Genomic DNA, 24,744 nt, shown 5'->3' on the forward strand with positions numbered 1-24,744 from the left:
CTTGGCCTGCTGTCTTGACCTGCCGCCCGGTCACCGCGGCCACGGGGAGGCCGTGAGTGAGCTGGACATGATCAGGTCACGTTACTCGCGGCGAGCGGTTCGGCGATTCGCTTGATCACGGCGAGCGTCTTCGGGATCCCGTCGAGCGCCTGCTGCGTTCGGTCCGCGATCTCAGCGGACGCCCGGTCGCCGAACTTCTCCTCGAACATGGCGATCCCGGCCGGCAGAAAGTGCCACGACTCGGTCAGGATCGTCCTGGTTCCTGCCGGTGTAAGGGTGAAGCCCCAGCGGACATAGCTGCCACCCACCACCCAGGCGAATTCCCGGCCGCGCTCGGCGGCCACCACCTGCGACCGGGTCTCCCAGGTCCGGTGCGGGAGCTCGTTGCGCCCGGTGAACCAGGCACCGACCTGCCCGGCGCTGGACTCGTTGTCCCACCAGCACGAAGTACAGACCGGGCTCCACTCACCGGTGCGGGTGATGTCGGAGACCAGGTCGTAAAGCATCTCCGCTGAAGCGTTGACCGTGACTGACTCCTGGTGATGGCGCGTGTTTGCCGTATTCATGCATCCATCCTTGCAGACGCTTATTTCTTCTGCCGTCGGCTGCCGCCGTGCCAGTCCTCTTGCTTGCCGACCGTACCCGGCGTGAACCCGAGGGCAGGAAGCTGTGGCTGTTCGCGCAGACTGCGCTTTAGCTCGGCGAACCCAGGGAAACGGGCGAGGCCGACTACATGGTCCCAGAGCTCGGTGGCCGAGTCTTCGTCCGGCAGCCTGCTGATGACGGGCCCGAAGAAGGCCACGCCGGCGGGGGGTTCAAAGTGAATGATGGGCGTGCCCACATCCTTGCCCGTCAACGCCAGTGCTTCATCCGTCTCCTGCCGGATCTCGCTGTCCCAGGACTCGTCGTCGAGAGCTTCCGCCAGTGCCCGGGGCAGGCCGGCCTCCGCAAGGATTGGCTCAACGAACCCGCGTGTCCCACGCCGCTCCCGGACTTCAGCCTCATTGTGCTTAATCGTTGGGTCCGGCGCAGTTTCAAAAATGTGTCTGCCGAACGCGGCATACAACCCTGCCATCGATTCGCGACCGTGCTCCGCCCGAGCCCGGGCCGCCACCCGCAAAAGCCGCAACCCAGCCGTATGTCCGGCCTCGTACTCAGGCGGGAAATGCGCGTCATAGTCAACGTTCGAGTTGACCAGACGCAACGAGATAAACCGCCAGTCCACCGTATAGTCGCGCTGCGCCTGCACCTGCCGCACCCATTTGCTGGTCATCCAGGCGAAAGGGCACACCGGGTCGAAATAGAAGTTAACATCGGCATCCATGCTTCCACCCTTACATTGGGTGGTAACTCTCGTCTAATCAACGGAAACCCCGGTTCGGATGCCCCTAGTGTGCCGCGAAGCGCCTGGAAATGCACCAACTCCAGGACGGCTCACTGCTGGGCGTCGAGGCCCTGGCGGTCAAGCGAGAGGTAGACCTTACGGCCATCAACGCGGACGATCGCATCAGCGGCGGCGTAGTAGTTCTCGGCCCAGAAGTGCGGAGCCTCGACAAGGGCGCAGCATGGACAGTGGTAGGGCGGTATATAGGCTAGGTCTCCTCCTGGAACCGGGCTAGGGGCTTAGTGCCCACCCACCTCGACGTGATCCTGCTACTTGAGAGTGGGGAAAGACCAAGGGGTTTCGGCCCTGCGGCTGGGAAGGAATAGAAGGGGCCGTTTCTGCCTTGTACATCGTGAGGCGCCGACCGCTGGCTGCCTCGCTCGAAAGGACCCCCTTGCCCGTAGCTTTCATTCCATTCACCATGTGCGCCTCCATGCGCGAGGACCACCGACGCACCTTCCGCACCGACATCGAACGCCTAACCGACGGACACCTCCGGTCAACGCCACTGGACGTGCTCCGCTCAACGAACACCCAGGCCGTCTTCCGCGGGGCCGTCCCGAAGGGACCGCACACAGCCACCGACGCCAGCCTCGCCCAGTACCTGCAAGACCGACTCGCCAGCGAGAACATCCATCTGGATCTCAACGTCACCATAGAGCGGTAAGTTGATCTGCGGAGCCCCGGACCACCACTGGTCCGGGGCTTTTTGGCGCCGTCAGTTGGGCGCCTACAGGCCGCCAGTGAATGTATACGAGGCAGGAAGAGGATTCGGGGCTGTGCCGTGGAACAGCACGATTTCGTCATGGGCTTTCAGGACGACGTCGGTGATCTTCCCGTCCCGCTTGGTCCCGTTGACCGCCACGTTCCACCCGTCGATGTTCGAATGTGGCGTTCCTTGGTTCTTGTCGGTGCCGTCAAGGACACCCCATTCGGTGAGGAACTGTCCGAGGGTGTAGGTGGCGCCGGCGGTGGGTGCCTCAATGTGGATGATGCCGGTTTCGTCGTGACTGTGGAGCGCGGAGATTCCATTGGGCTGGCCGGCAGGGTTGAAGCTGAAGCCGATGTCGGCCGGGACGGTCACGGGTTTGCTGTCCGTGAAGATGTCCAGGTGCGCATGGAAGTGTTCGGCGGCGCCTTCGGCGTTGAGTACTTGCAGTCCTGCGGCTTTGATCCGGTCCGCTGCACCCTTGGGGTTCAGTCCCCAGCCCACAGGTGCGGAGGACGCGACGGCCGTGGAGGTGGTCGCCGGTGCAGAAGCGGCGGGGGCGGTGGCCGTGGGCGCCGTGCTTGAGGGAGCGCAGGCTGAGGCGCTCAGGACCAGGCCGGCCAGCGTGGCCATGAGGGTGATGCGGTTTTCCAACGGACACTGCTTTCGGGTCAAAGTAACAGGCACTTCGGGCGCCCATGGACAGCCTAGTAGCCAGTTCCACCTGCCACAGACAGTTTTACGCAGAGGCCGGTAACCGCCCGGACAGGACAGCACCCCTCCCGCGGTGGCAGGAAGGGGTGCTTAGGTGTCATGTTCCTAGTAGGCGTTGCCGGAGCCGGCGGGACCCCAGCGGATGGCGCCGTTCTGGAAGTTCTGCGCCACGTTGCCGTTGGGGCCGGTCTGGTAAACGCCGCGGTTGGCGGGAACCTCGCCTGATGGCGGGTAGCCCAGGACGCCGTTCTCGAAACCCGTAGCGGCCCACTCAGCTACATGAGATTCCTACTGTCGCACTACCCGGAAGCGTACTGCTTCAAGACGGAGTCCCTGGCCGGTGGTTCCGCAAACCTCACCATCACCAACCTCGGGCATCCAGCCAATATTTTGAACATGTGCTTGGCATCGGATTGTCTCACCGGCAATTGTGGATTTGATTTGTATTGCTTCCATGCGAAGTGCCAACCCGGTAGTACCAATTGTTGTCGCTCCAGTGCTGTAATTTTGCCAGCCAGTATCCTGGATATGCGCTCGAACCGTCTGTCCTGATGTAGAAAAGCGGAGCGCTTCCAGCCTGAGCGCTTGTCCTACACTGCCAGCGGTTTCGCCGTTCGACACGCTGGACTGCCAACCAATTTTTTGAACATGCCCCTCATAGGAAATCGTCGTTGGGGCAGTGGGCGGAGCCGGGGATGACGGAATCTGGGTGGTGGGGTAGGCCGCCATGTTGGAGACCATCAGGTGCCAGCCTGCGTAGGGTCCGGTGGTAGGGACGACGTAGCCAATGCCTGCGTCCGTGCCGCGCGGATCGAGCATCGCGGCCTTGTGGCCAGGGGAATTCATCCACCAGTTCACGAGCTGGGCGGGGCTGAAGTTGAACCCGATGTTCTCGCGGTACCAGGTGGCACCGGCCGGGATCTCATTGCCGCCGGCGTCGGCGCGGTGGATGGTGGCGAAGTCGAAGTTGGTATCCATCGTAGCTACGCCCAGCTGCTTGGCCCAGTCCTGGGAGACGTCGGCGATCTTCTGGTTCCATACGAAGGGCCGCGATCCAACCTTTGCGCGTTCGGCGTTGATGAGGTCGAAGGTTTGCTTGGTGAACGAGTCGGCGATGGTTGTGGCCGGGACGACGGCGGGGACCGGCGCGGCGACGGAAGCGGTGGCGGCGGCAAGGCCGGAGGGCAGAGTGAGGAGCAGCCCGAGGGTTGCCGCGGACATGCGCGAAGAAGTGAATTTCATGGATACCTTGATTGGGGCCGGGGGTAATACCGGGAGACGGAACAAGTCTGCCCCGGCCCCATCGCGCGGACCGCCGATTTGTGGTGATGCTGCGGAAAGTCTTGGCAGAATCTGCGGAAGTCCGGCTGCCGCGGCTACCCCGCGCCCTTCATCGGTGCGGCGCCCCGGAACTGCCTCCCCGCCGCCGCGCCTACCTCTGGCCCAGGCAGCTCGCCGCTGCCGTAACGGAAAATGAGGCCCTTGCAGTGGAATGGGCTGCAGCAACTAGACGTACCGAACGGGGGCCTGCAGCCAACGAAAGCAAGCGGCCGCGGTACTTGGACTTCGCAGACCAGGCCTTCACCGTGGGTATGACCTTCCAAGTCTCAGATACTGGCCTCAAAACCGACGCGATCCAGGGCAAAGTCTTGCGCCACGCGTTGCTGTCGTACCTGTTGGGCACCAACGTGTTGGCGACAACGACCAACCCTGTAGCCGGCCTGATCCACCAAGCAGGCGGGCTTGATCATCAACGGAGACCGCCCGACAGCAGCAACATCACAGCCACGGCGCAAATGACGGCGAACACCGAAAGTGCTACCCACAGAAGCTTCTTCATACTTACAGTCTGGCCCAACGCACCTACCCAGGTTCCCCGCCCTGGCTTGAACGGCGATCGGGAAGCGTACGACGGCGGGAGCCCACCCGCCGTCGTACGCATCCGGCTCAGTGCTCACCTCGCGGATTCCGGACTTCCCGGGCTTTCAGAAGAGGTGGCCATTACTTCTTGCGCATTTGCAATAGTTGCGAAAAAATAAAAGCTAGATTCTCGGGCGAAAACAGCCTGCACAGCAGTTATCGCATCTCGATGCAGTTCCACCCGGAATCGTGCTCATTTCCGCCTGCATGGTGGAACGGGGGCCCGACAAGCCTGCGTAAGAGCAACAGGCGTACTGGGGCGCGGTCTGATAAGCCATATCGCGAAGGAGCATTTCCTATGGCACAGAACGTAACGGCAGCAGTGGCAGTGGGTAATACCCGGTGGAAGCGGCTGATTCCCGTCGCTATCATCGTCTACATCATCTCGTTCATGGACAGGACAAATATCGGTTTCGCCCTGAACGGGCTCCATCAGGACCTGGGCATCGACGCCGCCCAGCAGGGCCTGGCGGCAGGTATCTTCTTCATCGGCTATCTCGTCCTGCAGATACCAGGCGGGCATCTCGCCGAGCACTGGAGTGCCAAGAAGTTCGTGGGCATCATGGTGCTCATTTGGGGGCGTGCTGGCTGTCCTTTCCGGATTCATCCAGGACTTCACCCAGCTGCTGGTGGTGCGCTTCTTCCTCGGCGTCGCCGAGGCCGGGATCTGGCCTGCGATCCTTGTACTGATCAGCCACTGGTTCCCCGCCGCCGAGCGGGCGCGCGCTTATGCGCTCTGGATGATGAATATCGCGATCGCTTCCATCATCACGGCGCCCCTGTCCGGGTGGATCCTCTCATTCTCGGACTGGCGATGGCTGTTCATCATCGAAGGCATTTTCCCGTTCATCATCGCGGCCCCCCTTTGGTGGGCCCTGATCGCCGACCACCCGCGCGAAGCAAAGTGGTGCTCGGTACAGGAGCGCGAATACATCGAGAAGGGACTTGCTGCTGACGCAGCGGCACATCCCCAGCAGGAGAAGCTCGGACTGCGGCAGGTTCTGTCAAACAGTGTCGTGTGGCGACTGACCCTGGTGTATTTCCTCATACAGATCGGCTTCTACGGCATCAACATCTGGCTTCCCCACGTAATCAAGACGATCACCTCCGGGTCCTCCCTGGAGGTTGGCCTGATTACGGCAATTCCATACGTGTTGGCAATGTTCGGCCTCTGGTACAACGCCAAAGCAGCCGACCGTTCCGGCCGCTACTCCACGCACGTGCTGCTGTCGATGGCAGTGGGAGCTGTCGCGTTGGTGGTTTCGGTTGCAACCGGCGACAACATGCCCGTTCTTGCCGTCACGCTTATCAGCATCGCCGTCGCAGGCGCCCTGGCCTATGACGGTCCCTTCTGGGCTTCCGCGTCGCGTGCGATGCCGGTGGCCGTTGCCGGTGCCGCCATGGGATTGATCAACGCGGTAGGCAACCTTGGTGGATTCGTCGGACCCTACGTGGGCGGCTTCCTGCAGGATGTGACGCAAGGCAGTTTCCTGGCAACCTCCATCTTCCTGGCGTGTTGCCTGCTGGCCGCTGGCCTGGTGATGCTGACACTGCGGCGCGGCGGTGACAGGCCGCTGGCCGCCGGCCGATCCCGGGCGGGGCAACCGGAAAAGGCTAAGGCAGACACACGCAGGCGGAATACCCTCTGAAGGTCCGTAGGGCCGGCCTGCATCGCAGGCCGGCCCTAGCTTCATGAGGCCGGCCCTAGGTTCATGAGGGCACCGATGCCTATGCGGGCATCAGGATGTCTGTTCGTTCACGGAGCCACCGTCCCCTGCCCGGTCCCCGTGACGGTCTTCCGGGCTGGCCAGGGGAGTGTTGCTTTGCCTGGATTGCCCGTGCTGGAGCTGCAAAGCGCAGTGGATGAGGGGGAAGTGGCTGAAGGCCTGCGGGGTGTTGCCCAGTTGCCGCTCGTTCTTGGGGTCCCACTCCTCGCTGAGCAGGCCCACGTCATTGCGGAGGCTGAGGAGGCGTTCGAAGAGTTCCTCGGCCTCGCTTCGCCGGTTGATCCCCAGCAGGGCGTCAACCAGCCAGAAGGAGCAGGCGAGGAAGACCCCTTCGGTCCCGGGGAGGCCATCATTGCTCGCCTGTGGGCGGTAGCGGAGGACAAAACCGTCTTCGGTGAGGTGCTGCTGGATGGCCTCGACAGTGCCGATCACGCGGGGATGGTCGTGGGGCAGGAACCCCACGCGGGGGATCAAAAGGAGGCTCGCGTCCAGCTCGTTGTTTCCGTAGGACTGGACAAAGGTATTGCGCTCGCTGTTGAAGCCGTGCGTCATGACGTCTTTATGGATGGTGTCGCGCAGCGCGGACCAGCTGTCTTCCGGGCCTGGCAACCCGGAGTGCCTGATGCCCTTGACCATGCGGTCCGCCGCCACCCAGCACATGACTTTTGAATGGGTATTGTGGCGGCGGGGACCGCGCATTTCCCATAGCCCGTTGTCGGGCTGGTCCCAGGCTCCCTCCAGGTACTCCATGAGGGCCACCTGGATGTCCCAGGAGTCATCGACAGTGTCCGGAAAGGCGGCGCGGGTCAGGGAGAGCCCGTCCAGGACCTCGCCCCATACATCCAGTTGCAGTTGGGGTGCGGCGGCGTTTCCAATCCTGACCGGTTTGGAACCTTCGAACCCTGCAAGCCACGGCAGTTCCGTTTCCGGGAGGCGGCGGGTGCCGTCGATGCCGTACATGATCTGCAGGTCGGCGGGGTCGCCCGCGACGGCACGCAGCAGCCATTCCCGCCACGCCGCCGCTTCCTCGGTGTAGCCTCCGGCAAGCAGCGACTGCAGCGTCAGGGTCGCGTCGCGAAGCCAGCAGAACCGGTAATCCCAGTTCCTGGATCCACCGGGGTCTTCCGGCAGGGAAGTTGTGGGAGCTGCGACGATGCCACCCGTGGGGGAGTAGATAAGCCCCTTGAGGGTGATCAACGAACGTTCAACCGCATCCTTGTACTTTCCCTCCATCCGGCTGCGGCCGATCCAGTTCAGCCAGAAGTTCTCCGTTGTTTCCAACGCCTTGTCCGGGTCGGTTTCCGGCGGGGCAGGCTTGCTGCTGGGAACCCACCGCAGCACGAAAGGCACTTTTTCACCCGCCTGCACTGTGAAGTCACTGACCGTGCGCATGTCCCGGCCCTTGAGCGGGGCGGGGGTGGTGAGGTACGCGGCGTCCGGGCCCGCGATGGCGGTCAGGCGATGGTCTTTGCGCCTCACCCAGGGAACGATGTGGCCGTAATCGAAGCGCAGGCATAATTCCCCGTACATCTGCACGCTGCCGCGAAGGCCCTCGACAACACGCACCACGTCGGCGCCGTCGTCGCGGACAGGCATGAAGTCAGTGACCCTGACGCTTCCTTGGGAAGTTTCCCACTCGGTTTCAAGGATGAGCGTTCCCGGGCGGTACCAGCGGCGGGTGCACCGTCCTTCCCCGGCGGGTGCCAGCAGCCAGCGCCCCGCGGCAGGGGTATCCAGCAGGGCAGCGAAGCAGGCCGGGGAGTCAAAGTTCGGCAGGCACATCCAGTCGATCGAGCCGCTGGTACTGATGAGGGCAGCCGTGTGCAAGTCCCCCAGGAGCGCGTAATCACTGATATCCGACATGGGTGCCCTCCTTGGCCGTACCGGTAAATGATTGAGCCGGCAGGGGCCCAAGCAGGCGACTGGGCCGCCGGGCAGCCCGGATTGCCACGAGCACCACCATTGCCAGCCCTATGGCAAGCAGAACGATACGGCTCCCACCTGTGGTCCGGGATACGGTGACGCGGTGGTCGGCGGTGCCGGGGTGGGTGATTTCGTTGGCTGGCACTTCCCATTCAGCCGGGGGAGGGAAGGTTCCGGCCGGGAGTTTCTCCTGGCGCAACTGCCGACGGAAGGCGAGGCGCTTCCGGACGTTCTTGTTAGGGGCCGGCATGGCATCGTCTGCCGCGATTGCTGCCGGGAAGTCGATGATGTAAGGCTCGCCGTAGAAGGCCGAGGAGGCTACCGACTCCAGCCAGGTGCCCGGGGGTGCCTCGACGCCACGGGCTGCGAAGGCAGAGCGCAGGCTTTCCTGAATCTCGTCCAGGCTTTTGCCCTGCGCGTCCTTGGTGACGTCGAAGATGGCCAGCTGGAGCTGCAGTTTGGCATCTGCGCCAGGGTCGGTGGCACTGGGGTCCTGGCCTGTAGGGTCTGGGTTCAGCGGCTCGGGGTTGGCGCGGCCAGCCTTGCCGGGATTGCTACTCATTGGGGTCCTTTCGGTCGTGTTTCAGCCGCCTACCTGGTCGACAGTGAAGGCAGCCAGGAATCCGGCGGCGGCGATGAGGCCGGTGAGCAGGTGGTGTTCTTCGAAGGCTTCGGGGATCATCGTGTCGGCGAGCATGGCCAGGATGGCTCCTGCTGCTACCGCAGTGATGAAGGCGACGACTTCGGCAGGGGCGTCCTGCAGGACCAGGAACCCGACCAGCGCCGCAATCCCTGAGAGCACGGCGATGCCCACCCAGACTCCGAAGACATATTTGGCGCTGCGGCCGGCTTTCTTCATGCCGGCCGTGCTGGAGAGGCCTTCGGGGACGTTGGAGATGAAGACGGCGGCCAGCATGGCCGGGCTGACTGCACCGGCGGTCACCAGTCCGACGCCGAGGACCACCGATTCCGGGATACCGTCCAGCAGCGCCCCGACGGCGATGGCGGTCCCGCTACCTGGTTTTTGCTGCTCCGACGGCTGTTTCCCACCCGAGCGTTTGCGGTGCTCGGCGCCTTTGCGGGCCAGCAGGGCGTTGGCGGCAACGTAAACGACGGCGCCGGTGGCGAAGCCCCCGATCGTGGGCCAGAGACCACCGCCGTTGACTGCTTCTTCCACCAGCTCGAAGGCGAGGGCTGAGATCAGCACGCCCGCGCCGAAGGACATCACGGAGGACACTACTTTGGACGGAATCTTCCATTTCCATGCCATGGCGCAGCCGACCACCAGAGCCCCGCCGGCGATGGTGCCCCACATCCAGGCCAGCAACCATGCCGGCATTACGAGGCACCGGCCAGAAGGCAGTGCTGCTGTTCACGGTTCGGGTTATTCACGGGGACGAGTCCTTTCCTGTTGGTCAAACATGTCAGCGGACCCGGTATTCGTCGGCCTCAGTCGTGCGCAGAGACAGCCCGTTGCCGGGCCCGTCGCCAGGTTGCAGGACTCCGCCGTCGGGGTCGAGCGTTCCGTCAAACAAGAGGTTCTCGATCCGGACGTGGTCGTGGAACCATTCCAAGTGGCGGAAGTTGGGAGTGGCGGCGGCGACGGCGGCGCTCAGGTGGGGCGCGCAGTGGCCGGAGACTTCCAGGCCGTGGGCAGCAGCGACGGCGGCGATGCGCAGCCACTCGGTGACGCCGCCGCACCTGCTGACGTCCGCTTGCAGGCAGTCGATGGCATCCGCGGCGCACAGGCGTTGGAAGTAGGGGAGACCGGTCCCGTATTCGCCAGCTGCCACGTCGGCGTCCACCGCGTCCCGCACCACCCGGAGCCCGGCCAGGTGGTCGCTTGAGACGGGCTCCTCGAACCACGTCACGTTCTCCGCTGCAACCTCGCGCATGACGCGGACAGCCTGTTTGTCGGTATAGGCGCCGTTGGCATCGACAAACAGTTCCACGTCAGGGCCGACGGCGGAACGCGCCTGGCGGATGCGCTCCAGGTCGCGGGGAACGTTGCTTCCGTTGTCCTGGCCAATCTTGATCTTCACGCGCGGGATGCGTTGGCCGTGGGCCCAGCCTTCCAGCTGGGTGCGCAGCTGCTTTTCCGAATAGGTGGTGAACCCGCCGCTGCCGTAGACCGCCACGCTGTCCCTGACCGAGCCGAGGAGTTTGTGCAGCGGCAGGTCCAGGAGGCGGGCCTTCAGGTCCCAGAGGGCACAGTCGACGGCGGAGACGGCGTAGGATGCCAGCCCCGTGCTGCCGGGGTTGCGCACCGTCCGGGCCATCGCCGCCGCAGCGGCCGGCACGTCCAGGGCGTCAACGCCGTGCACGGCTGGGCCGAGGAGCGCTTCCACCAGGTCCGCTGTGGCGGCCGGTGCGTACGTCCATCCCAGGCCCGTCTTCCCGCCAGCCGCGGCCTGCACCAGCACCATCGTGGTGGAGTCCCAGCTGAAGGTGCCATCCGCTTCCGGCGCATCCGTGGGAACTGTGTACACCGCGGCATTGAGGGCCGTGACGGGGGCCTCCCCGGATCCCACCCTTCAGCCCTCCTTGTGCGGCAGGAATTCCTGGATCTTGGTCTTGACGCCCTCCTTGACCACGCCCCAGGCACTGTCATCACCCTTGACCATGGCCTCGGCAGTCTTCCGCGCCTGTTCAAGGGTGGCGTGTGGTGGAATGGGCGGAATGTCGGGGTCGGTGCGGACGTCCAGGAGTGTGGGCCTGTCCGCGGCGAGGGCTTTCTCCCAGGCCGGTCTGACGTCGTCGGGATTGTCCACGTGGATACCCTGCAAGCCCAGGCTTTCGGCGAACCCGGCGTAGTCCACGTCCGGGAGCGCCTGGGATTCGCGGAAGGCGGGCACACCGCCCATGGCCCGCATTTCCCAGGTGACCTGGTTGAGGTCGTTGTTGTGCAGGACGGCCACCACCAGGCGGGGATCATCCCATTCGTGCCAGTAGTGCTTGATGGTGATCAGCTCGGCGAGCCCGTTCATTTGCATGGCACCGTCACCGGCGAAGGCGATCGCCGGCCGGCCGGGGTGGGCAAACTTGGCACCGATAGCGTAGGGAACCCCGGGCCCCATGGTGGCCAGGTTGCCCGACAAGGAGCCCCGGACCTCTCCCCGGAACTTCAGCTGCCGGGCGTACCAGTTGGCTGAAGAGCCGGAATCGGCGCTGAGCATGGCGTTGGCCGGAAGCCGGGTGGAGAGCTCGGCGAACAGCCGCATGGGATTGACGGGATCGGCGCTGACCATGGCCTCATCGTGCATGGTTTCCCACCAACGGCTGATGGACGATTCCAGGTTTTCCTGCCAGGACCGGTCCGGCTTGCGCTCCAGGTGTGGGATCAGGGCCCGCAATGCGGTGCCGGCGTCGGCCACGATGTTGAACTCGTTCGTGTAGCGCAGCCCGATCATCTTCGGGTCCACGTCGATCTGCACCCCGCGGGCCTGGCCGGGTTCGGGCAGGAACTGGGTATAGGGAAAACTGGAGCCCACCGTCAGCAGCGTGTCGCAGTCGCGCATCATCTCGTAGCTCGGCCGGGTGCCCAGGAGACCGATGGAACCCGTGACGTACGGGAGGTCATCGGGCAGCGAATCCTTGCCCAGGAGCGCCTTCGCCACTCCCGCGCCCAGCAGCTCTGCCACTTCCCGGACCTCGGCCGCTGCGCCCCGCGCACCCTGGCCAATGAGGATGGCCACCTTGGAGCCTTCATTCAGGAGCTGGGCGGCACCGCGGATTGACTCACTGTCCGGCTGGATATCCGGCCAGCGGATTCCCACGCTGGAGGGGACCATCTTGAATTCGTGCGTGGGTGCCGCGTATTCGAGCTCCTGGACGTCGGAGGGGATGATGACGGCAGTAGGAGCCCGCTGCGCCTCCGCGATCCGGATGGCGCGGTCGATGACGTTGGGCAGCTGCTCTGGAACCGTAACCATCTGGACGTAGTCCGAGGCGACGTCCTTGAACAGGGTCAGCAGGTCGACTTCCTGCTGGTAGGACCCTCCCATGGCGCTGCGTGCCGTCTGGCCGACGATGGCCACCACGGGAACATGGTCCAGCTTGGCGTCGTACAGCCCGTTGAGGAGGTGGATTGCGCCGGGGCCGGAGGTGGCCATGCAGATGGCGGCACGGCCACCGAACTTGGCATAGCCCACGGCTTCGAACGCTGCCATCTCTTCGTGCCGGGCCTGGATGAATTTTGGCTGGTTGCCCGCCTTGCCGAAGGCGGCCAGGATGCCGTTGATGCCGTCTCCGGGGAAACCGAAAACCTTGTCCACGCCCCACTCGCCCAGGCGGGAGAGCAGGTAGTCAGCCACTGTAGTTGCCATGATCAGTCTTCCTTCATGCTCATCGTGACGCCCCTGCGGGCGCCTTGGACCAGGACGCCGGCCGCGCGGGCCGCCAGCGCCATGATGGTCAGGGCAGGGTTCGCGCTTCCCTGCGTGGGCAGGACGCTGCCGTCAGTCACCAGCAGGTTTGGTACTGCAAAGCTCCGCAGGTTCCGGTCCACCACTCCTTCCTGCTCGACGGCGGCCATGCGGGCACCGCCCACCAAATGCGCATAGCGGTTGATGGTGATGACCTCCTCCGCTCCCGCCGCCGTGAGGATCCGCTCCATGACCTGCTGCGCTGCAGACATCAGCTGCCGGTCGTTGTCGCACTGGCTGTAGCTGAAGGAAGCGATGGGGATGCCGTTGCGGTCCGTTTCATCCGCGAGGGTCACCCTGTTCCCTTCAAGGGGAAGGAATTCGCAGAGTGCACCCAGGCACGCCCAGTGCGGATAGTCGCTCATGTACCGGCGGAGAGCCGCGCCCCAGTGTCCCTGGGCGGCGACATGCTCCGCCCAGGTGATCGGAAGCGGGGACACGCACTGGATGGAGAAGCCTCGTTTGTACGGCTTAGCGGGGTCTGTTTCGTAGAAGTCCTCGGTGCTGACCTCCGGGGGCGGAGCCTTCCACATCCGCACCTCCGCCTGGAACCGTCCAGCGGTCTGGGGCGCACCCTGCACCATCAGGTACCGGCCCACCTGGTCGAAGTCGTTGCACATCCCGTGCGGGAAGCGCGCCGACGTGGAGTTCAGCAGCAGCCGGGGCGTTTCGATCGAATAGCCTGCCACGGCCACCAGGCGGGCGCGCTGGAACCTGCGGATGCCGCCCTGGACGTACTCGACGCCGGTTGCCAGGCCGGTGCGTTCGTCCAGCACGATCCTGGTGGCCATTGCGTCGGGCCGGATTTCGGCGCCATGCGCCAGGGCGTCGGGGACGTGCGTGATCAGCGGTGAAGCCTTGGCGTTGACCTTGCAGCCCTGGAGGCAGAAGCCCCGGTAAATGCAGTGCGGACGGTTGCCGAACCGGCCATTCGCGATGGCCACCGGCCCCACCTTTGCCGTGACGCCGCAGGCGTTTGCGCCCCTCAGGAACAGCTCGCCGTTGCCGGAGACCGGGTGCGGCCGATGGGGGTAGCCGTGCGGATCGCCCCAAGGCCAGTATTCCCCCGAAACGGGAAGTTCGGCCTCAATGTCCTCGTAGTAGGGCCGCAGTTCACCGTATTCCAGCGGCCAGTCGGCGCCCACTCCGTCAGCGCTGAGGGTATGGAAATCGCTGGGATGGAAACGCGGTGTGTAGCCGGCAAAATGGACCATCGAACCGCCCACGCCCCGGCCGGAATTATTGGAGCCCAAGGGGACGGGGTCGCTGCCGCCGATGACCCGGGGTTCGGTCCAGTACAGGTGGTGGGAGCCGGCCTCATCGCTGACCCAGTCCTGCTCGGGCTCCCAGAACGGGCCGGCCTCCAGGCCCACGGCCCGCCAGCCGGCCCGCGCGAGGCGCTGTAGGAGCGTGGCTCCTCCGGCGCCGCAGCCCACGATGACGATGTCCACCTCGTCGTCGTCGCGGTACCGGCGCATGTTATCCCTGAGCCCCAGGTTGCTGCCGGGGCCCTTGGGCAGCAGCCAGGCGGATTCATTGCGTTCCCGCAGGTTGCTCATCTGTCAGCCCCATGCGTGGGATCCGCTTCCGGCCGTACATCGCGCACTTCAAATGGTTCCAGCCGGTCCACGCCGAGGTTCTTGTAGCCACGCGGGTAGGCCGGCCCGCCGAAGCCGATTTCGTCCCAGGCCAGAGGATGGGAGTAGAACGCGGTGCAGGCATAACGTGTCCAGAGGCTCCACACTCGGTCCGCCGGCAGCCCACGCCACAGGTCCCGGTCCAGGTCGCAGATGTCCTGCAGCAGCTTCGCTTGGCCGTCCAAACTGAGCAGGGCGAAGCTACAGTTCTCCCGGGACATGGCATCCTGGTCCAGTGCAGCCAGGGAGGCCCGCCAGGCCTCGCCGTCCCGCGGCATGTTGTCGTAGTGCCAGCCGTCGGTCTCCTCCTCCGCCAGGCGGGCGTCCACCATGTTCACCACCGGCACCCGCGGTTCCGCCTGCTGGTCCAGTAACTGGTCAAACAGGGCCCGCGCCGCCGCCTCCTCCTCCGGGGTGAAGAAGCGGACGTCCGGGGCCATGCCCATCCGGGACTGCACGACGGCGGCCGTCGCCGGGTCCCAGTGCCGCGCCTGGGCGACGGTGCTGAAGCCAGGGTAGCGTCCGCCGCCGTCGTCCCTCTGCAGGGGGAGCCCGGTCACGGTTCCCTCCTCAGGACCGAGGCCAGCAACCCCATGCCGCCCACCAGGGTGACCAGCAGAGGTGCGAAGAGTGGCGGGCCCATCTCCAGGTTGTAGCGCAGGTTGGACAGGCCTCCGGGCTTCTGCCGGATACCCTGCAAATGCAGCCAGGTGCCCTGCAGCCCATTGGCGACAATGGCTGCGCTGGCCAGCGGCAGCGCCGTCTTGGCCATGCGGCGGCTGAAGACCCCTGCCACCCCGGCGGCAGCTCCCAACGGACCAAGGGCAACCGGAGCCCACATCCATTTGTTGCCGAAGCTTGCCTTGTCATGCTCCAGGAAAATCTCCGCAGCGGTCACCAGGGCGCCTGCCGCCGTCAGCGCCGAAAGGGACCGCTCGAACCGGCCAGTCTGCACATTCCTGATCAGCCGGTCGATCCCGTGCACCGTGCCGGCCACGGTATCTTTTGCCTGTCGTGTTCTCACGATTCTCCTAACCTGGACTGCAGGTCCGTACCGGTCCTGTAGAACCTTCAAACTTTGCGGGAAAGCAACTATCGGAGGAAACTGGTGCCCATGGATGCAGCTGGTGGACCTGAATCAGTCCAGGAACCTTCGACCCGGGAAGTCGAGGCGGTGATGCGTGCCGCCGATACTCTCCTGGGGGTCGTTGCCCGCTCTGTTGCCGAGGTGGAGGACGTGGTGAATACTCCGCAGCTGCGGGTCCTGGTCCTGATCCACACCCGCGGCCCGCAAAACCTGGGCGGAGTCGCCGCTGAACTGGGTGTGCATGCCTCCAATGCCACGCGCATCTGCGACCGACTGGTGGCTGCGGGCCTGTTGGAGCGGCGGGAGGACCCGGCAGACCGGCGATACGTCCGGCTCGAGCTGACGGCGAAAGGACATGCCTTGGTTGATTCGGTGCTGGACCATCGGCGGCAGGCGATTGGAGAGGTCATTTCGAGGATGCCATCGGGCCGGCGCCCGGCGCTGGCTGCGGCGCTGGAGGCTTTTGCGGCCGCCGCCGGCGGCCAGGGCACTTCCGATGGCCGATTTACATTGGGAGCCCGGGAACTGAAGTGACCGGATCCTGACGCCGCAGAAGCCATGTTTTCATTGAACTCCAATACTTGCGTTTGCGCAATGGTTGACGTTGCGCTCGTATGGCTTTTCCTTACGGTCTTTCCTTAGAGCGGCCTGATGCCCCACTGGGCGGTGTGGGATTGCCCGGGTTCAAGGGTGATCAGCCCCTCGCCGGAGTTGAAGGCGTCGGGTGCGCACGTCATGGGTTCGACCCCCAGTCCGCTGCGTCGGCGGTCCGGCTGGGGGAGGGTGTCGCCGGTGAAGATTTCCAGGTACGGATAGGTCTCGTCCACCCACAGCTCAACCCCTCCGGTGCGATCCGGCCGGAGGAGTTTCACCCGAGCCAGCCCGTCAGCATCGCGAAGTAGATCCGTGTAGGCAACATCGATGTGCCGCCCTCCCAGTTGCTGTAGTTCCCGCAGGTCGTACTCGGTGCCGTCCACACGTTCATGCCCGGTGGGGATGCCCTGCGGATCCACTGGCAGGAAGGTACGCCCGGGCACTTGCACCAGACCGGCGTCAATAGCACCGGGGCGGCCCACTCCGGTGCTGAGATAAGGATGCGCTCCTGTGCCAAAGGGGCATGGCTCTGTACTGCGGTTCACGGCCGTGGTGCGGACAGTCAATCCGTCATGGCCAAGCTGGTAGTCCAAGTGGCAGTCGAGCACCCAGGGCCAGCCTTGGCAGGCGTGCAGGGTGTAGGTGAACGAAATGGAGTCCGCGGTATGGCGGTGGACAGTCCAGTTCCGCCACCGTGTCAGCCCGTGGATTGCACCGCCCTTGTCCGGCTCGCTGAGGTCGAGCTGGAGGTGCCTGCCTTCCCACTCGTAGCGGCCACCTTTGATCCGGTTGGGCCAGGGGATGAGCGACTGTCCCCGCGCGCCTGTGCACATGTCCTCCTTCCCGTATCCGTCAAGCAGGTCCCGGCCGTCCTGGCGGTAGATGCGCAATGCAGCGCCCACTTCGGTCAGTGTGGCGCTTTGGCGATCGAAGGCTATGTCGTATTGCCGCCCCGAAGGAAACAGGTGGTCCGCGCCTGCTCCTTGAGGGCCGCCTTCCCGGTTCATGACCGTTCGTTCCCCTCGTCGGCTCCTGCTTCCAGGTCCAGGACCACCTTGACATCGTCGGGCTGGTGCTTGAAGGCTTCCGCGAAGCTTTCCAACGGTAGCCGGCGGCTGATGAGGCGGCGCAGCCACTCGAGGTCTGCCTTGGCGAGGGCCTCCGCGCCGGCGTCGTAGTGCCGTCGGTTCGCGTTGACGCTGCCGAAGACCACGCCGTTCATTAGCACCTCCTCGCGATTGAGCGCGCCCACGTCCACCCTTGTTTGTTTGCCTGTTGCGGAAACGCCCGTCAGGCAGGTGATGGCGTCCTGGGCCCGGCATTTGAGTGCGTCCAGGACCACGGGGGTGACGCCGGTGCATTCAACAAGCACATTGGGTTTGATGCCCGAATCCGGCAGGGGCTCGCTGTGGTAGGTGGCCCCCAGGTCGCGGACGAGCTGTGGCTTGGGACCGTCTGTGACGATGTCAAAAACGTGCACGTCAAGGCCTTGCTGGACTCCCAGCAGCGCCGCCAGCAGCCCAACGGGCCCGGCGCCGGTGACGACGGCGGTGTGGGGGTCGAAAAATGCCCGCTGCCCGATTCGGTTGATTTGTTCCCACGCCTTGGCCACGATGGTGGTGGGTTCCAGCAGGACGCCTACATCCTGCAGACGTGAGTCCAGTTTCACCATCGCCTGGGCGTCGGCCCGCCACCGTTCCCGCGCGAAACCATCCAGGCCCTTGATTCCGTGCTCGGTGTACTTGCCATTGAGGCACATGTCCCATTCCCCGGCGGCGCAGGCCTTGCATGGCTCCGGATCGGGCCTGCGGACAATTCCCACCACCAGGTCGCCTTTAGCTAAGCCGGAATCCGGGGAAGCGTCGATCACCCGGCCGAGGTTCTCGTGGCCCAGCACCAGGTAGTCCTGGCCCGGAGGTGCTTCCCCGTAGTCGGCGGCGATGATCTCGCTGTCGGTTCCGCACAGGCCCACGGCCAGGGACTCCACCAGTACCTGGCCCTCGCCGGTCCCGGGGTCTGGAACCTCCCGCAGGTGCAATGAGTCCTTTTCTCCAGGTGTAACGGTCAACGCGCGCATCATGCCTCCCTTTGGCCATGGATACCTTTGGCCAGTGTCCCGCGTTATTTGCGTTAGCGCAACGGTCTGTGCGTCCGGGGGCGACCGTCGGGCACCCCAGCTGAGGATGCCATCACCTGCTCCGCCTGGTTACCCTCTGGGTCAGATGCGTGGCCCACCCGGAGGCGAACGGCCCTGGTGGCGCCTATGGTGCAGCGCTAAATTGGTTCGGCGTAGAGGAAGCGTGTCCGGGAGCTCGAGCGCGTCCCAGTGGTCCTGCCGGCTATGTGCCCGCAAACAACTTCAGCACCAGGGGTTCAAGCCGCATCTGGCATCGGTGCGCCCCCCGGCTTCGGCTTCTCGGCGGAAGGCAGGCCGCAAAGGGTCCTCAGGGTAGGAGGTTTCAATGAACGTCATCGTCGCCTTTGTCAGGCGGCATCAAGTACTGAGCTATTACATTCTTACGTTCGCCATCTCGTGGAGTCTTTTCCTGATTGTGGGAGGGCCCGGCTATTTTGCGCGGGCCTTCTGGCAAACCGACCCCCGGTTCCTTCCAGCCGTCCTGGCCATGCTCACGGGGCCTGCCATCGCAGGGCTCCTGCTGACCGGCCTCCTCACCGGAAAGGCGGGCCTCCGTGAGATCGGATCCCGGTTGGCTAAGTGGCGGGTGGCAGGCCGCTGGTACACCATCGCCCTCCTTACCGCACCCGTCCTGACGGCTGTGGTCCTCTCCGTCCTGTCGATCGCTTCTCCCATATTCCTGCCGCCGATCCTCACGGCCGAGGACAAGATCGCTCTCCTTCTGCCCGTCCTTGGAGTAGGCGTCTCAGTCCTGCTCGAAGAAGTTGGCTGGACAGGATTTGCCATCCCGCGGCTGCGGCTACGCCACGGTGTCCTGGCCACAGGGCTTATCGTGGGTGCACTTTGGGGGCCCTGGCATTTGTTCCAGATCCTCTGGACCGCCGGGACTTCGAACGGGGAAGTTCCGGTCGCGCTCTATGTGCCGCTCTACTTCCTCTGCTCCGTCGCATCGTTGACGGCCTACCGGGTGCTGATGGTATGGGTCTACGACAGGACAAGGAGCCTGCTCGTGGCAACTCTGATGCATGCAAGCTACGCAGCCAGCACACTCCCTATCCTCTCGCCGTCCCTGAGTGGGACATCCTTCTTGATCCACGCCTCGCTGCTCAGCGCCGCACTCTGGATCGGAGTCGCAGTGGTCGCTCTGACCGACCACGAACACCTCACCTGGCATCAGCTGGGACTGCATCCCGCGTGAAAAAGCTCTGGCATTGTTCTCGCCCCGGTAGTCTCCAGGGATGGAATCCTGGCACCGGAACCGGCTCAGCGCCGGACAGGCTGGCTTTGTGGAGAGCCGGTTTCCCGGCGTTCGCCTCCTGAATGATCTTTCGTGGAATCTCGTAGATACCACCGTGCTGGAGGTGGAGCACGGTGAGCGCAGATACGTGGTCAAGGCTGCGGGACCGGCCAACCGTCACATCGGCCGTGAGATAGCGGCCCACGGGTCCTTCACCGGCATCTGGGCCTCCAAGGACAGGGCACCCAGCTTAGTAACTGCCAGCCGAGGGCTGAACCTCTTGGTGACGGAATACCTGGACGGTTCCCCGGTCGAAGGAGGAGCCGCTGAATATGACGCAGACACCTACCTGCAGGCCGGCCAGTTACTGCGTGCCTTCCACGCCCAAGCGGTACGGGTGGACCCGCAGTATGAAGATGCAGCCACCGCCAAAGCCATGGCCTGGCTGGACAAGCCCCAGCAGATGGACAAAGCCGCCGCAGAAAAAGCGCGGAACATCCTCGCCTCCTACCGGCCGGAACCGGTCAGGGCCGTCCCGACCCACGGCGACTGGCAACCGCGTAACTGGCTCATGAACGGGACCGAGCTCAGGATCATCGACTTCGGACGGTTCGAGTTCAGGCCCGCACTCAGCGATTTCTGCCGCTTGGCCGCGCAGCAATGGCGATCGGGCCCCGAACTGGAGGAGGCCTTCTTCAAGGGGTACGGTTTCGACCCTCGAGAGAGCAGGCTTTGGAACATAACCCAGCTTCGCGAAGCTGTCTCCACCGCTGCCTGGGCGTTCCAGGTTGGTGACCGTGAGTTCGAGGAACAAGGTCACCACATGCTCCGGGATGCCCTCGCTAACTACTGACCGGGCTTGCGATTGGGGCTGGTTTTGGGCCTTCAACTCAACATAGCCACCAGCTCTGCCAAGCTCTGAAGCGAACCACTTCGTCCAGTGCCTTTCCTGCCGGGCGGAGTTGAGTTGCTCGATTTCAAACCAGGAACGCTGGTTAAGATGCCCAAGGAAGCCAGGGGGTATCCCTAAGCTGTGAGCATGGGGCAGCAGGCCGAGGTGGTACTTGTGCACGGATTGTGGCACCAGCCCGCCCACTTTGACCGGCTCGCGGAGGCCCTAAGGGAGCAGGCTGTTACTGTCCATGTTCCCCGTCTGCATCGGGGCTCGCTGGCCGCGGATACTGCGGGGGTGCAGGAGGTGGTGGACGCGTGCCACGTCCCGCCCGTCGCCGTCGGTCACTCCTACGGGGGATCAGTCATCAGCGGCCTGCAACGAATTTCGCGACTCGTGTACGTCGCGGCGTTCGTGCCCGCGGCGGGTGAGAGCGGGGCCTCACTGGGCGGTCCCGGCGCTGCAATCAACAGCGCACTGCAGCACAACGACGATGGAAGCACCAGCATTCAGCCAGGGCTCGCCCGGGAAGCCCTTTATGCCGACTGCACTGACGCCGACAGCGCCTGGGCAACGGCGCTGCTGGTACCGCAGCAACCGGGCCACGGCCGCGGAATGCCCGAGCGCATGGCGTGGCAAAGCCTTGAAAGCACCTACGTTCTCTGCGAGGGTGACAAAGCACTGGATCCCGCGCTTCAGGAGCGCATGGCGGAAAGGTGCACCACATCGGTCACCATTAAGGCGGGCCACTCACCTTTCATCAGCCGTCCCGCAGATCTCGCCACGGTGATCATGAGCGTCTGAAGTCCACCTCAAGAGCAATATTTTCCTGGACTTGCTGCCTGACCGAAGATCGCCGAGGTTAGACGTTGCCAAAAATGCTTCGCACGGGACACGCCCAGCCGTGTCCTGTTACTTCGGCCGTGGTCAGGGGTAAGCTCCAGAAATGGCACCGCGAAGTTTTCTTCAATGGCCGGTCGTCCGTCAGCTGAGCACGGGCGACCTGTTCGGCCGTGGCCCAGCGGTCACATCGGCCAAGACCAAGGCAATAGCTCCCCGCACGGCCACTGCCGACCGTGTGGTGCAGAGCGTGTGCCCCTACTGCGCCGTTGGCTGTGGGCAACGCGTCTACGTTAAGGACGAAAAGGTAGTCCAGATCGAAGGCGATCCGGATTCACCCATTTCACGCGGCCGGCTGTGCCCCAAAGGCTCTGCCAGTGAGCAGTTGGTCAATTCGCCGGGCCGGCAGACCAAAGTGCTTTATCGTGCGCCGCGTTCCACCGAGTGGGAACACCTGGACCTGGAGAAGGCCCTTGACATGGTGGCGGACCGGTTTATCGAGACCCGCCGCAGGACCTGGCAACAGGAAGACGATCAAGGCCGGCTGCTGCGCCGCACCATGGGCATCGCTTCGCTGGGTGGCGCAACCCTGGACAACGAAGAGAACTACCTCATCAAGAAGCTCTTCACAGCAGCAGGGGCGGTGCAGACCGAGAACCAGGCCCGCATATGACACTCCGCGACGGTTCCCAGTTTGGGAGCCTCTTTTGGACGCGGTGGTGCAACGCAATCACTGCAGGACATGGCCAACGCCGACTGCATCGTCATCCAGGGGTCCAACATGGCCGAGTGCCACCCTGTGGGCTATCAGTGGGTGGCGGAGGCGAAGGCGCGCGGTGCGAAGGTCATCCACGTCGATCCCCGCTTCACCCGCACGTCAGCGGTCTCGGATAAGCACATACCTATTCGGGCCGGCTCGGACGTCGTGCTTCTCGGCGCACTGATCAACTACGTCATCAGCAACGATCTCTGGTTCAAGGAGTACGTCAGCGCGTATACCAACGCTGCAACCTTGGTCCACGACGATTACCGCGATGCCGAGGATCTGGGCGGGCTGTTCTCCGGCTTCGATCCCGAGAAGGGTGCTTACGACACGTCCTCATGGGCATACGCGGAACGCGGGGACGGCGCCATTGACGAGCCCGGCCCCGGATCGGAACACGGTGCCGATGCCAGGGACCGCGCTGCCGGACATGCTTTCGGCAGCGGTGGTCCGCCCTTGGAGCACGCCGAAGTCCAGCGTGACGATACCCTCCAGAACCCCCGGACCGTTTTCCAGATCGTGAAGCGGCACTACGCCCGTTACACGGCTGAGATGGTCCAGGACATGTGCGGAATCAGCGTGGCCGACTTCGAGTACCTGGCACGCACCATCACGGAGAACTCGGGCCGCGACCGGACCACCTGTTTCGCCTATGCTGTGGGCTGGACCCAGCACTCGCTGGGAACGCAGTTCATCCGGGCTGCCGCCATCCTGCAGCTCCTGCTCGGAAACGTGGGACGCCCGGGAAGCGGAATCATGGCCCTCCGCGGACATGCCAGCATCCAGGGCTCCACGGACATCCCCACCCTGTTCAACCTGCTGCCCGGGTACCTGCCGATGCCCAGCGCAGGCCGCCACGACACGCTCGAGGACTATCTGTCCGTCATCGGGTCGAAGCAGCAAAAAGGTTACTGGGCCAATGCAGATGCCTACACCATCAGCCTTCTTAAGGCATGGTGGGGCGACGCCGCCACAGCGGACAACGACTGGGCATATGACTACATTCCGAGGCTGACCGGAGCCCACGGAACATACGAGACCGTGATGGGCATGCTCGAGGACGAAGTGGAAGGGTACTTCATCCTTGGACAGAACCCTGCTGTGGGTTCAGCCCACGGCCGGATGCAGCGGATGGGCATGTCCCACTTGAAGTGGCTTGTGGTGCGGGATCTGAATCTCATCGAGTCCGCTACCTGGTGGAAAGACGGTCCGGAGATCGAATCGGGGGAGCTGCGCACCGAAGACATCGAGACAGAGGTGTTCTTCATGCCGGCGGCGACCCACGTGGAGAAAGCCGGCTCGTTCACCCAGACCCAAAGGCTGCTGCAGTGGCGCCACCAGGCGGTTGCACCGCCAGGGGAGTGCCAAAGCGAACTGCAGTTCTTCTTTGAACTGGGTAAGCGGATCCGCGAGAAGCTGGCCGATTCCAAGGACGAACGCGACCGTCCGCTGCTCGACCTGACATGGGACTACCCCACGGACGAGCACGGCGATCCCGATGCGGAAGCGGTCCTTGCCGAGATCAACGGCCGCCACCTGGCAGGTCCTGACGCCGGGAAGCCCCTGTCCTCCTACACGGAGATGCAGGCTGACGGATCCACGTCTGGCGGCTGCTGGATCTACACCGGTGTTTACGCTGACGGCTTCAACCATGCCGCCAACCGCAAGCCGGGCCAGGAACAGGGGCCGACGGCGTCGGAATGGGGCTGGGCTTGGCCTGCCAACCGCCGGATCCTCTACAACCGCGCCTCGGCCGACCCGGACGGTAAGCCGTGGAGCGAGCGGAAGAAGTACATCTGGTGGGACCAGGAGCAGGGTAAATGGGTCGGAGACGACGTGCCCGACTTCCCGGTTGACCTTGCCCCGGGCAGCCACCCGGACCCCTCTGTCGGTGGTCCGGCCGCCCTCAGCGGTGATGATCCCTTCATCATGCAGGCTGACGGCAAGGGCTGGCTGTTTGCGCCGAAGGGCCTCATGGACGGACCCCTGCCCACGCACTACGAGGCGCAGGAATCACCGGTGGCCAATGCGCTGTACCCGCAGCAGCAGAACCCTGCGCGGCTGGTGTTCCCCCGCAAGGACAACCTGAGTGCGCCAAGCGCGGGGACCAGTGGCTCCGACGTCTACCCGTATGTCTTCACCACGTACCGGCTGACCGAGCACCATACAGCGGGCGGAATGAGCCGCTGGCTTCCGTACCTGTCCGAGCTGCAACCGGAGATGTTCTGCGAAGTCTCGCCTCAGCTGGCGGCGGAGCGGGGTCTCGAACCTTACGGGTGGGCCACGATTATTTCGGCGCGCTCCGCCATCGAGGCAAAGGTCTTGGTTACTGACCGCATGGCGCCGCTCAAGGTCGGAGGCCACACCGTGCACCAGATCGGGCTGCCGTACCACTGGGGCGTCGGCAGCAATGCCGTCGTCAGCGGCGACGCTGCAAACGATTTGCTGGGTGTGACCCTTGATCCCAATGTCCAGATTCAGGAATCGAAGGTGGCCTCGTGCGACATCCGGCCGGGCCGCAGGCCCCGCGGGGCGGAACTGCTTGCCCTGGTTGCTGAATATCAGGAACGGGCCGGAGTGACCACCGAGACCGGCAACCGCGCCGTCACCAATCCCGCGGCGGAAGGCATCCAACCCCGCCCGGGTGAAAAGGGCAGCGCCGACGGTGGGGAGAACTGATGAGTCTGCTCCCCACCGTGTCAGCCCAAGCAAACACTGCCCCGTCCGGAACGCTGCCTGCCGGCGGCGTTCCGGAC

22 protein-coding genes and 1 pseudogene are annotated in these 24,744 nt (G+C 64.4%); 9 read left to right on the forward strand and 14 right to left on the reverse strand.

The window, feature by feature from the left end; translation table 11 throughout:
- Positions 1-71 precede the first annotated feature (71 nt).
- The gene (locus tag LFT46_RS09335; RefSeq protein ID WP_236802470.1) at positions 72-566 is read right to left on the reverse strand and encodes an SRPBCC family protein; all 495 of its coding nucleotides are present in this window, start codon (positions 564-566) and stop codon (positions 72-74) included.
- A 20-nt stretch (positions 567-586) separates the two neighbouring features.
- A complete protein-coding gene (locus LFT46_RS09340) occupies positions 587-1,324 on the reverse strand; it encodes a mycothiol-dependent nitroreductase Rv2466c family protein (RefSeq protein ID WP_236802472.1) in 738 nt (245 codons plus the stop codon).
- Between the two features lie 454 nt (positions 1,325-1,778).
- Here LFT46_RS09340 and LFT46_RS09345 point away from each other — a divergent pair, with 454 nt between their 5' ends.
- Positions 1,779-2,051: a hypothetical protein gene (locus tag LFT46_RS09345; RefSeq protein WP_236802474.1), complete on the forward strand. Its 273-nt coding sequence runs from the start codon at positions 1,779-1,781 to the stop codon at positions 2,049-2,051.
- 63 nt (positions 2,052-2,114) lie between these two features.
- On the opposite strand, the gene LFT46_RS09350 is transcribed toward LFT46_RS09345, so the two are convergent.
- Positions 2,115-2,747: a hypothetical protein gene (locus LFT46_RS09350; RefSeq protein WP_236802475.1), complete on the reverse strand. Its 633-nt coding sequence runs from the start codon at positions 2,745-2,747 to the stop codon at positions 2,115-2,117.
- Between the two features lie 348 nt (positions 2,748-3,095).
- Complete coding sequence (locus tag LFT46_RS09355) at positions 3,096-4,049, reverse strand: CAP domain-containing protein (protein WP_236802477.1); 954 nt, start codon at positions 4,047-4,049, stop codon at positions 3,096-3,098.
- A 350-nt stretch (positions 4,050-4,399) separates the two neighbouring features.
- Here LFT46_RS09355 and LFT46_RS21270 point away from each other — a divergent pair, with 350 nt between their 5' ends.
- The 3 genes and pseudogenes from LFT46_RS21270 to LFT46_RS09365 all read left to right on the forward strand — a co-directional run bounded on the left by LFT46_RS21270 (position 4,400) and on the right by LFT46_RS09365 (position 6,376).
- Positions 4,400-4,846 (forward strand): hypothetical protein, encoded by a 447-nt coding sequence (locus tag LFT46_RS21270; protein ID WP_336885562.1) that lies wholly within the window; start codon positions 4,400-4,402, stop codon positions 4,844-4,846.
- Between the two features lie 272 nt (positions 4,847-5,118).
- Positions 5,119-5,217, forward strand: a pseudogene (locus LFT46_RS21350) (hypothetical protein); the annotation flags it as partial.
- A 91-nt stretch (positions 5,218-5,308) separates the two neighbouring features.
- On the forward strand, positions 5,309-6,376 hold the full coding sequence (locus LFT46_RS09365) for an MFS transporter (protein ID WP_272910833.1): 1,068 nt from the start codon (positions 5,309-5,311) through the stop codon (positions 6,374-6,376).
- A 90-nt stretch (positions 6,377-6,466) separates the two neighbouring features.
- Here LFT46_RS09365 and LFT46_RS09370 read toward each other — a convergent pair whose 3' ends face one another.
- The 8 genes from LFT46_RS09370 to LFT46_RS09405 all read right to left on the reverse strand — a co-directional run bounded on the left by LFT46_RS09370 (position 6,467) and on the right by LFT46_RS09405 (position 15,462).
- Positions 6,467-8,317 carry a glycoside hydrolase family 15 protein gene (locus LFT46_RS09370; protein WP_236802478.1) on the reverse strand — a complete coding sequence of 617 codons (1,851 nt, stop codon included), beginning with the start codon at positions 8,315-8,317 and terminating at the stop codon, positions 6,467-6,469.
- Positions 8,301-8,939: a hypothetical protein gene (locus LFT46_RS09375; protein ID WP_236802481.1), complete on the reverse strand. Its 639-nt coding sequence runs from the start codon at positions 8,937-8,939 to the stop codon at positions 8,301-8,303. Before LFT46_RS09375 ends, LFT46_RS09370 begins: the two co-directional genes overlap by 17 nt.
- A 21-nt stretch (positions 8,940-8,960) precedes the next feature.
- On the reverse strand, positions 8,961-9,716 hold the full coding sequence (locus tag LFT46_RS09380; RefSeq protein ID WP_236802482.1) for a ZIP family metal transporter: 756 nt from the start codon (positions 9,714-9,716) through the stop codon (positions 8,961-8,963).
- Between the two features lie 85 nt (positions 9,717-9,801).
- The gene (locus tag LFT46_RS09385; RefSeq protein ID WP_236802483.1) at positions 9,802-10,908 is read right to left on the reverse strand and encodes an enolase C-terminal domain-like protein; all 1,107 of its coding nucleotides are present in this window, start codon (positions 10,906-10,908) and stop codon (positions 9,802-9,804) included.
- A 3-nt stretch (positions 10,909-10,911) separates the two neighbouring features.
- Complete coding sequence (locus LFT46_RS09390; protein ID WP_236802485.1) at positions 10,912-12,702, reverse strand: thiamine pyrophosphate-requiring protein; 1,791 nt, start codon at positions 12,700-12,702, stop codon at positions 10,912-10,914.
- Positions 12,703-12,704: 2 nt separating this feature from the next.
- The gene (locus LFT46_RS09395) at positions 12,705-14,360 is read right to left on the reverse strand and encodes a GMC family oxidoreductase (RefSeq protein WP_236802486.1); all 1,656 of its coding nucleotides are present in this window, start codon (positions 14,358-14,360) and stop codon (positions 12,705-12,707) included.
- Positions 14,357-14,998: a gluconate 2-dehydrogenase subunit 3 family protein gene (locus tag LFT46_RS09400; protein ID WP_236821911.1), complete on the reverse strand. Its 642-nt coding sequence runs from the start codon at positions 14,996-14,998 to the stop codon at positions 14,357-14,359. Before LFT46_RS09400 ends, LFT46_RS09395 begins: the two co-directional genes overlap by 4 nt.
- Positions 14,995-15,462 (reverse strand): hypothetical protein, encoded by a 468-nt coding sequence (locus tag LFT46_RS09405; protein WP_236802490.1) that lies wholly within the window; start codon positions 15,460-15,462, stop codon positions 14,995-14,997. Before LFT46_RS09405 ends, LFT46_RS09400 begins: the two co-directional genes overlap by 4 nt.
- Positions 15,463-15,552: 90 nt before the next feature.
- Here LFT46_RS09405 and LFT46_RS09410 point away from each other — a divergent pair, with 90 nt between their 5' ends.
- A complete protein-coding gene (locus LFT46_RS09410) occupies positions 15,553-16,059 on the forward strand; it encodes a MarR family winged helix-turn-helix transcriptional regulator (RefSeq protein ID WP_236802492.1) in 507 nt (168 codons plus the stop codon).
- 104 nt (positions 16,060-16,163) lie between these two features.
- Here the strand turns inward: LFT46_RS09410 and LFT46_RS09415 are convergent, their stop codons facing one another.
- Positions 16,164-17,021, reverse strand: a complete 858-nt coding sequence (locus LFT46_RS09415) for an aldose 1-epimerase family protein (protein WP_236802494.1) — start codon at positions 17,019-17,021, stop codon at positions 16,164-16,166.
- A 101-nt stretch (positions 17,022-17,122) separates the two neighbouring features.
- A complete protein-coding gene (locus tag LFT46_RS09420) occupies positions 17,123-18,196 on the reverse strand; it encodes a glucose 1-dehydrogenase (RefSeq protein ID WP_236802845.1) in 1,074 nt (357 codons plus the stop codon).
- Between the two features lie 385 nt (positions 18,197-18,581).
- Here LFT46_RS09420 and LFT46_RS09425 point away from each other — a divergent pair, with 385 nt between their 5' ends.
- The 4 genes from LFT46_RS09425 (at position 18,582) to fdh (ending at position 24,667) form a co-directional block, all read left to right on the forward strand.
- On the forward strand, positions 18,582-19,454 hold the full coding sequence (locus LFT46_RS09425) for a CPBP family intramembrane glutamic endopeptidase (protein ID WP_236802496.1): 873 nt from the start codon (positions 18,582-18,584) through the stop codon (positions 19,452-19,454).
- 40 nt (positions 19,455-19,494) lie between these two features.
- Positions 19,495-20,346, forward strand: a complete 852-nt coding sequence (locus LFT46_RS09430; RefSeq protein WP_236802498.1) for an aminoglycoside phosphotransferase family protein — start codon at positions 19,495-19,497, stop codon at positions 20,344-20,346.
- A 186-nt stretch (positions 20,347-20,532) separates the two neighbouring features.
- Positions 20,533-21,189, forward strand: coding sequence for an alpha/beta hydrolase (locus tag LFT46_RS09435; protein ID WP_236802500.1), 657 nt, complete (start codon positions 20,533-20,535; stop codon positions 21,187-21,189).
- 142 nt (positions 21,190-21,331) lie between these two features.
- Positions 21,332-24,667 (forward strand): formate dehydrogenase, encoded by a 3,336-nt coding sequence (gene fdh, locus LFT46_RS09440; protein ID WP_236802502.1) that lies wholly within the window; start codon positions 21,332-21,334, stop codon positions 24,665-24,667.
- The last annotated feature ends 77 nt before the right edge of the window (positions 24,668-24,744 follow it).

The organism is Arthrobacter sp. FW306-07-I (assembly GCF_021800405.1).
GTDB lineage: Bacteria > Actinomycetota > Actinomycetes > Actinomycetales > Micrococcaceae > Arthrobacter.

Excerpts from the sequence above, each read along its gene's own strand:
- LFT46_RS09425 (WP_236802496.1), top strand. The coding sequence starts at position 18,582 with ATGAACGTCATCGTCGCCTTTGTCAGGCGGCATCAAGTACTGAGCTAT.
- LFT46_RS09390 (WP_236802485.1), bottom strand. The coding sequence starts at position 12,702 with ATGGCAACTACAGTGGCTGACTACCTGCTCTCCCGCCTGGGCGAGTGG.
- LFT46_RS09335 (WP_236802470.1), bottom strand. The coding sequence starts at position 566 with ATGAATACGGCAAACACGCGCCATCACCAGGAGTCAGTCACGGTCAAC.
- LFT46_RS09375 (WP_236802481.1), bottom strand. The coding sequence starts at position 8,939 with ATGAGTAGCAATCCCGGCAAGGCTGGCCGCGCCAACCCCGAGCCGCTG.
- LFT46_RS09435 (WP_236802500.1), top strand. The coding sequence starts at position 20,533 with ATGGGGCAGCAGGCCGAGGTGGTACTTGTGCACGGATTGTGGCACCAG.
- LFT46_RS09370 (WP_236802478.1), bottom strand. The coding sequence starts at position 8,317 with ATGTCGGATATCAGTGATTACGCGCTCCTGGGGGACTTGCACACGGCT.
- LFT46_RS09395 (WP_236802486.1), bottom strand. The coding sequence starts at position 14,360 with ATGAGCAACCTGCGGGAACGCAATGAATCCGCCTGGCTGCTGCCCAAG.
- LFT46_RS09380 (WP_236802482.1), bottom strand. The coding sequence starts at position 9,716 with ATGCCGGCATGGTTGCTGGCCTGGATGTGGGGCACCATCGCCGGCGGG.
- LFT46_RS09355 (WP_236802477.1), bottom strand. The coding sequence starts at position 4,049 with ATGAAATTCACTTCTTCGCGCATGTCCGCGGCAACCCTCGGGCTGCTC.
- LFT46_RS21270 (WP_336885562.1), top strand. The coding sequence starts at position 4,400 with ATGACCTTCCAAGTCTCAGATACTGGCCTCAAAACCGACGCGATCCAG.
- LFT46_RS09410 (WP_236802492.1), top strand. The coding sequence starts at position 15,553 with ATGGATGCAGCTGGTGGACCTGAATCAGTCCAGGAACCTTCGACCCGG.
- LFT46_RS09420 (WP_236802845.1), bottom strand. The coding sequence starts at position 18,196 with ATGCGCGCGTTGACCGTTACACCTGGAGAAAAGGACTCATTGCACCTG.
- LFT46_RS09430 (WP_236802498.1), top strand. The coding sequence starts at position 19,495 with ATGGAATCCTGGCACCGGAACCGGCTCAGCGCCGGACAGGCTGGCTTT.
- LFT46_RS09340 (WP_236802472.1), bottom strand. The coding sequence starts at position 1,324 with ATGGATGCCGATGTTAACTTCTATTTCGACCCGGTGTGCCCTTTCGCC.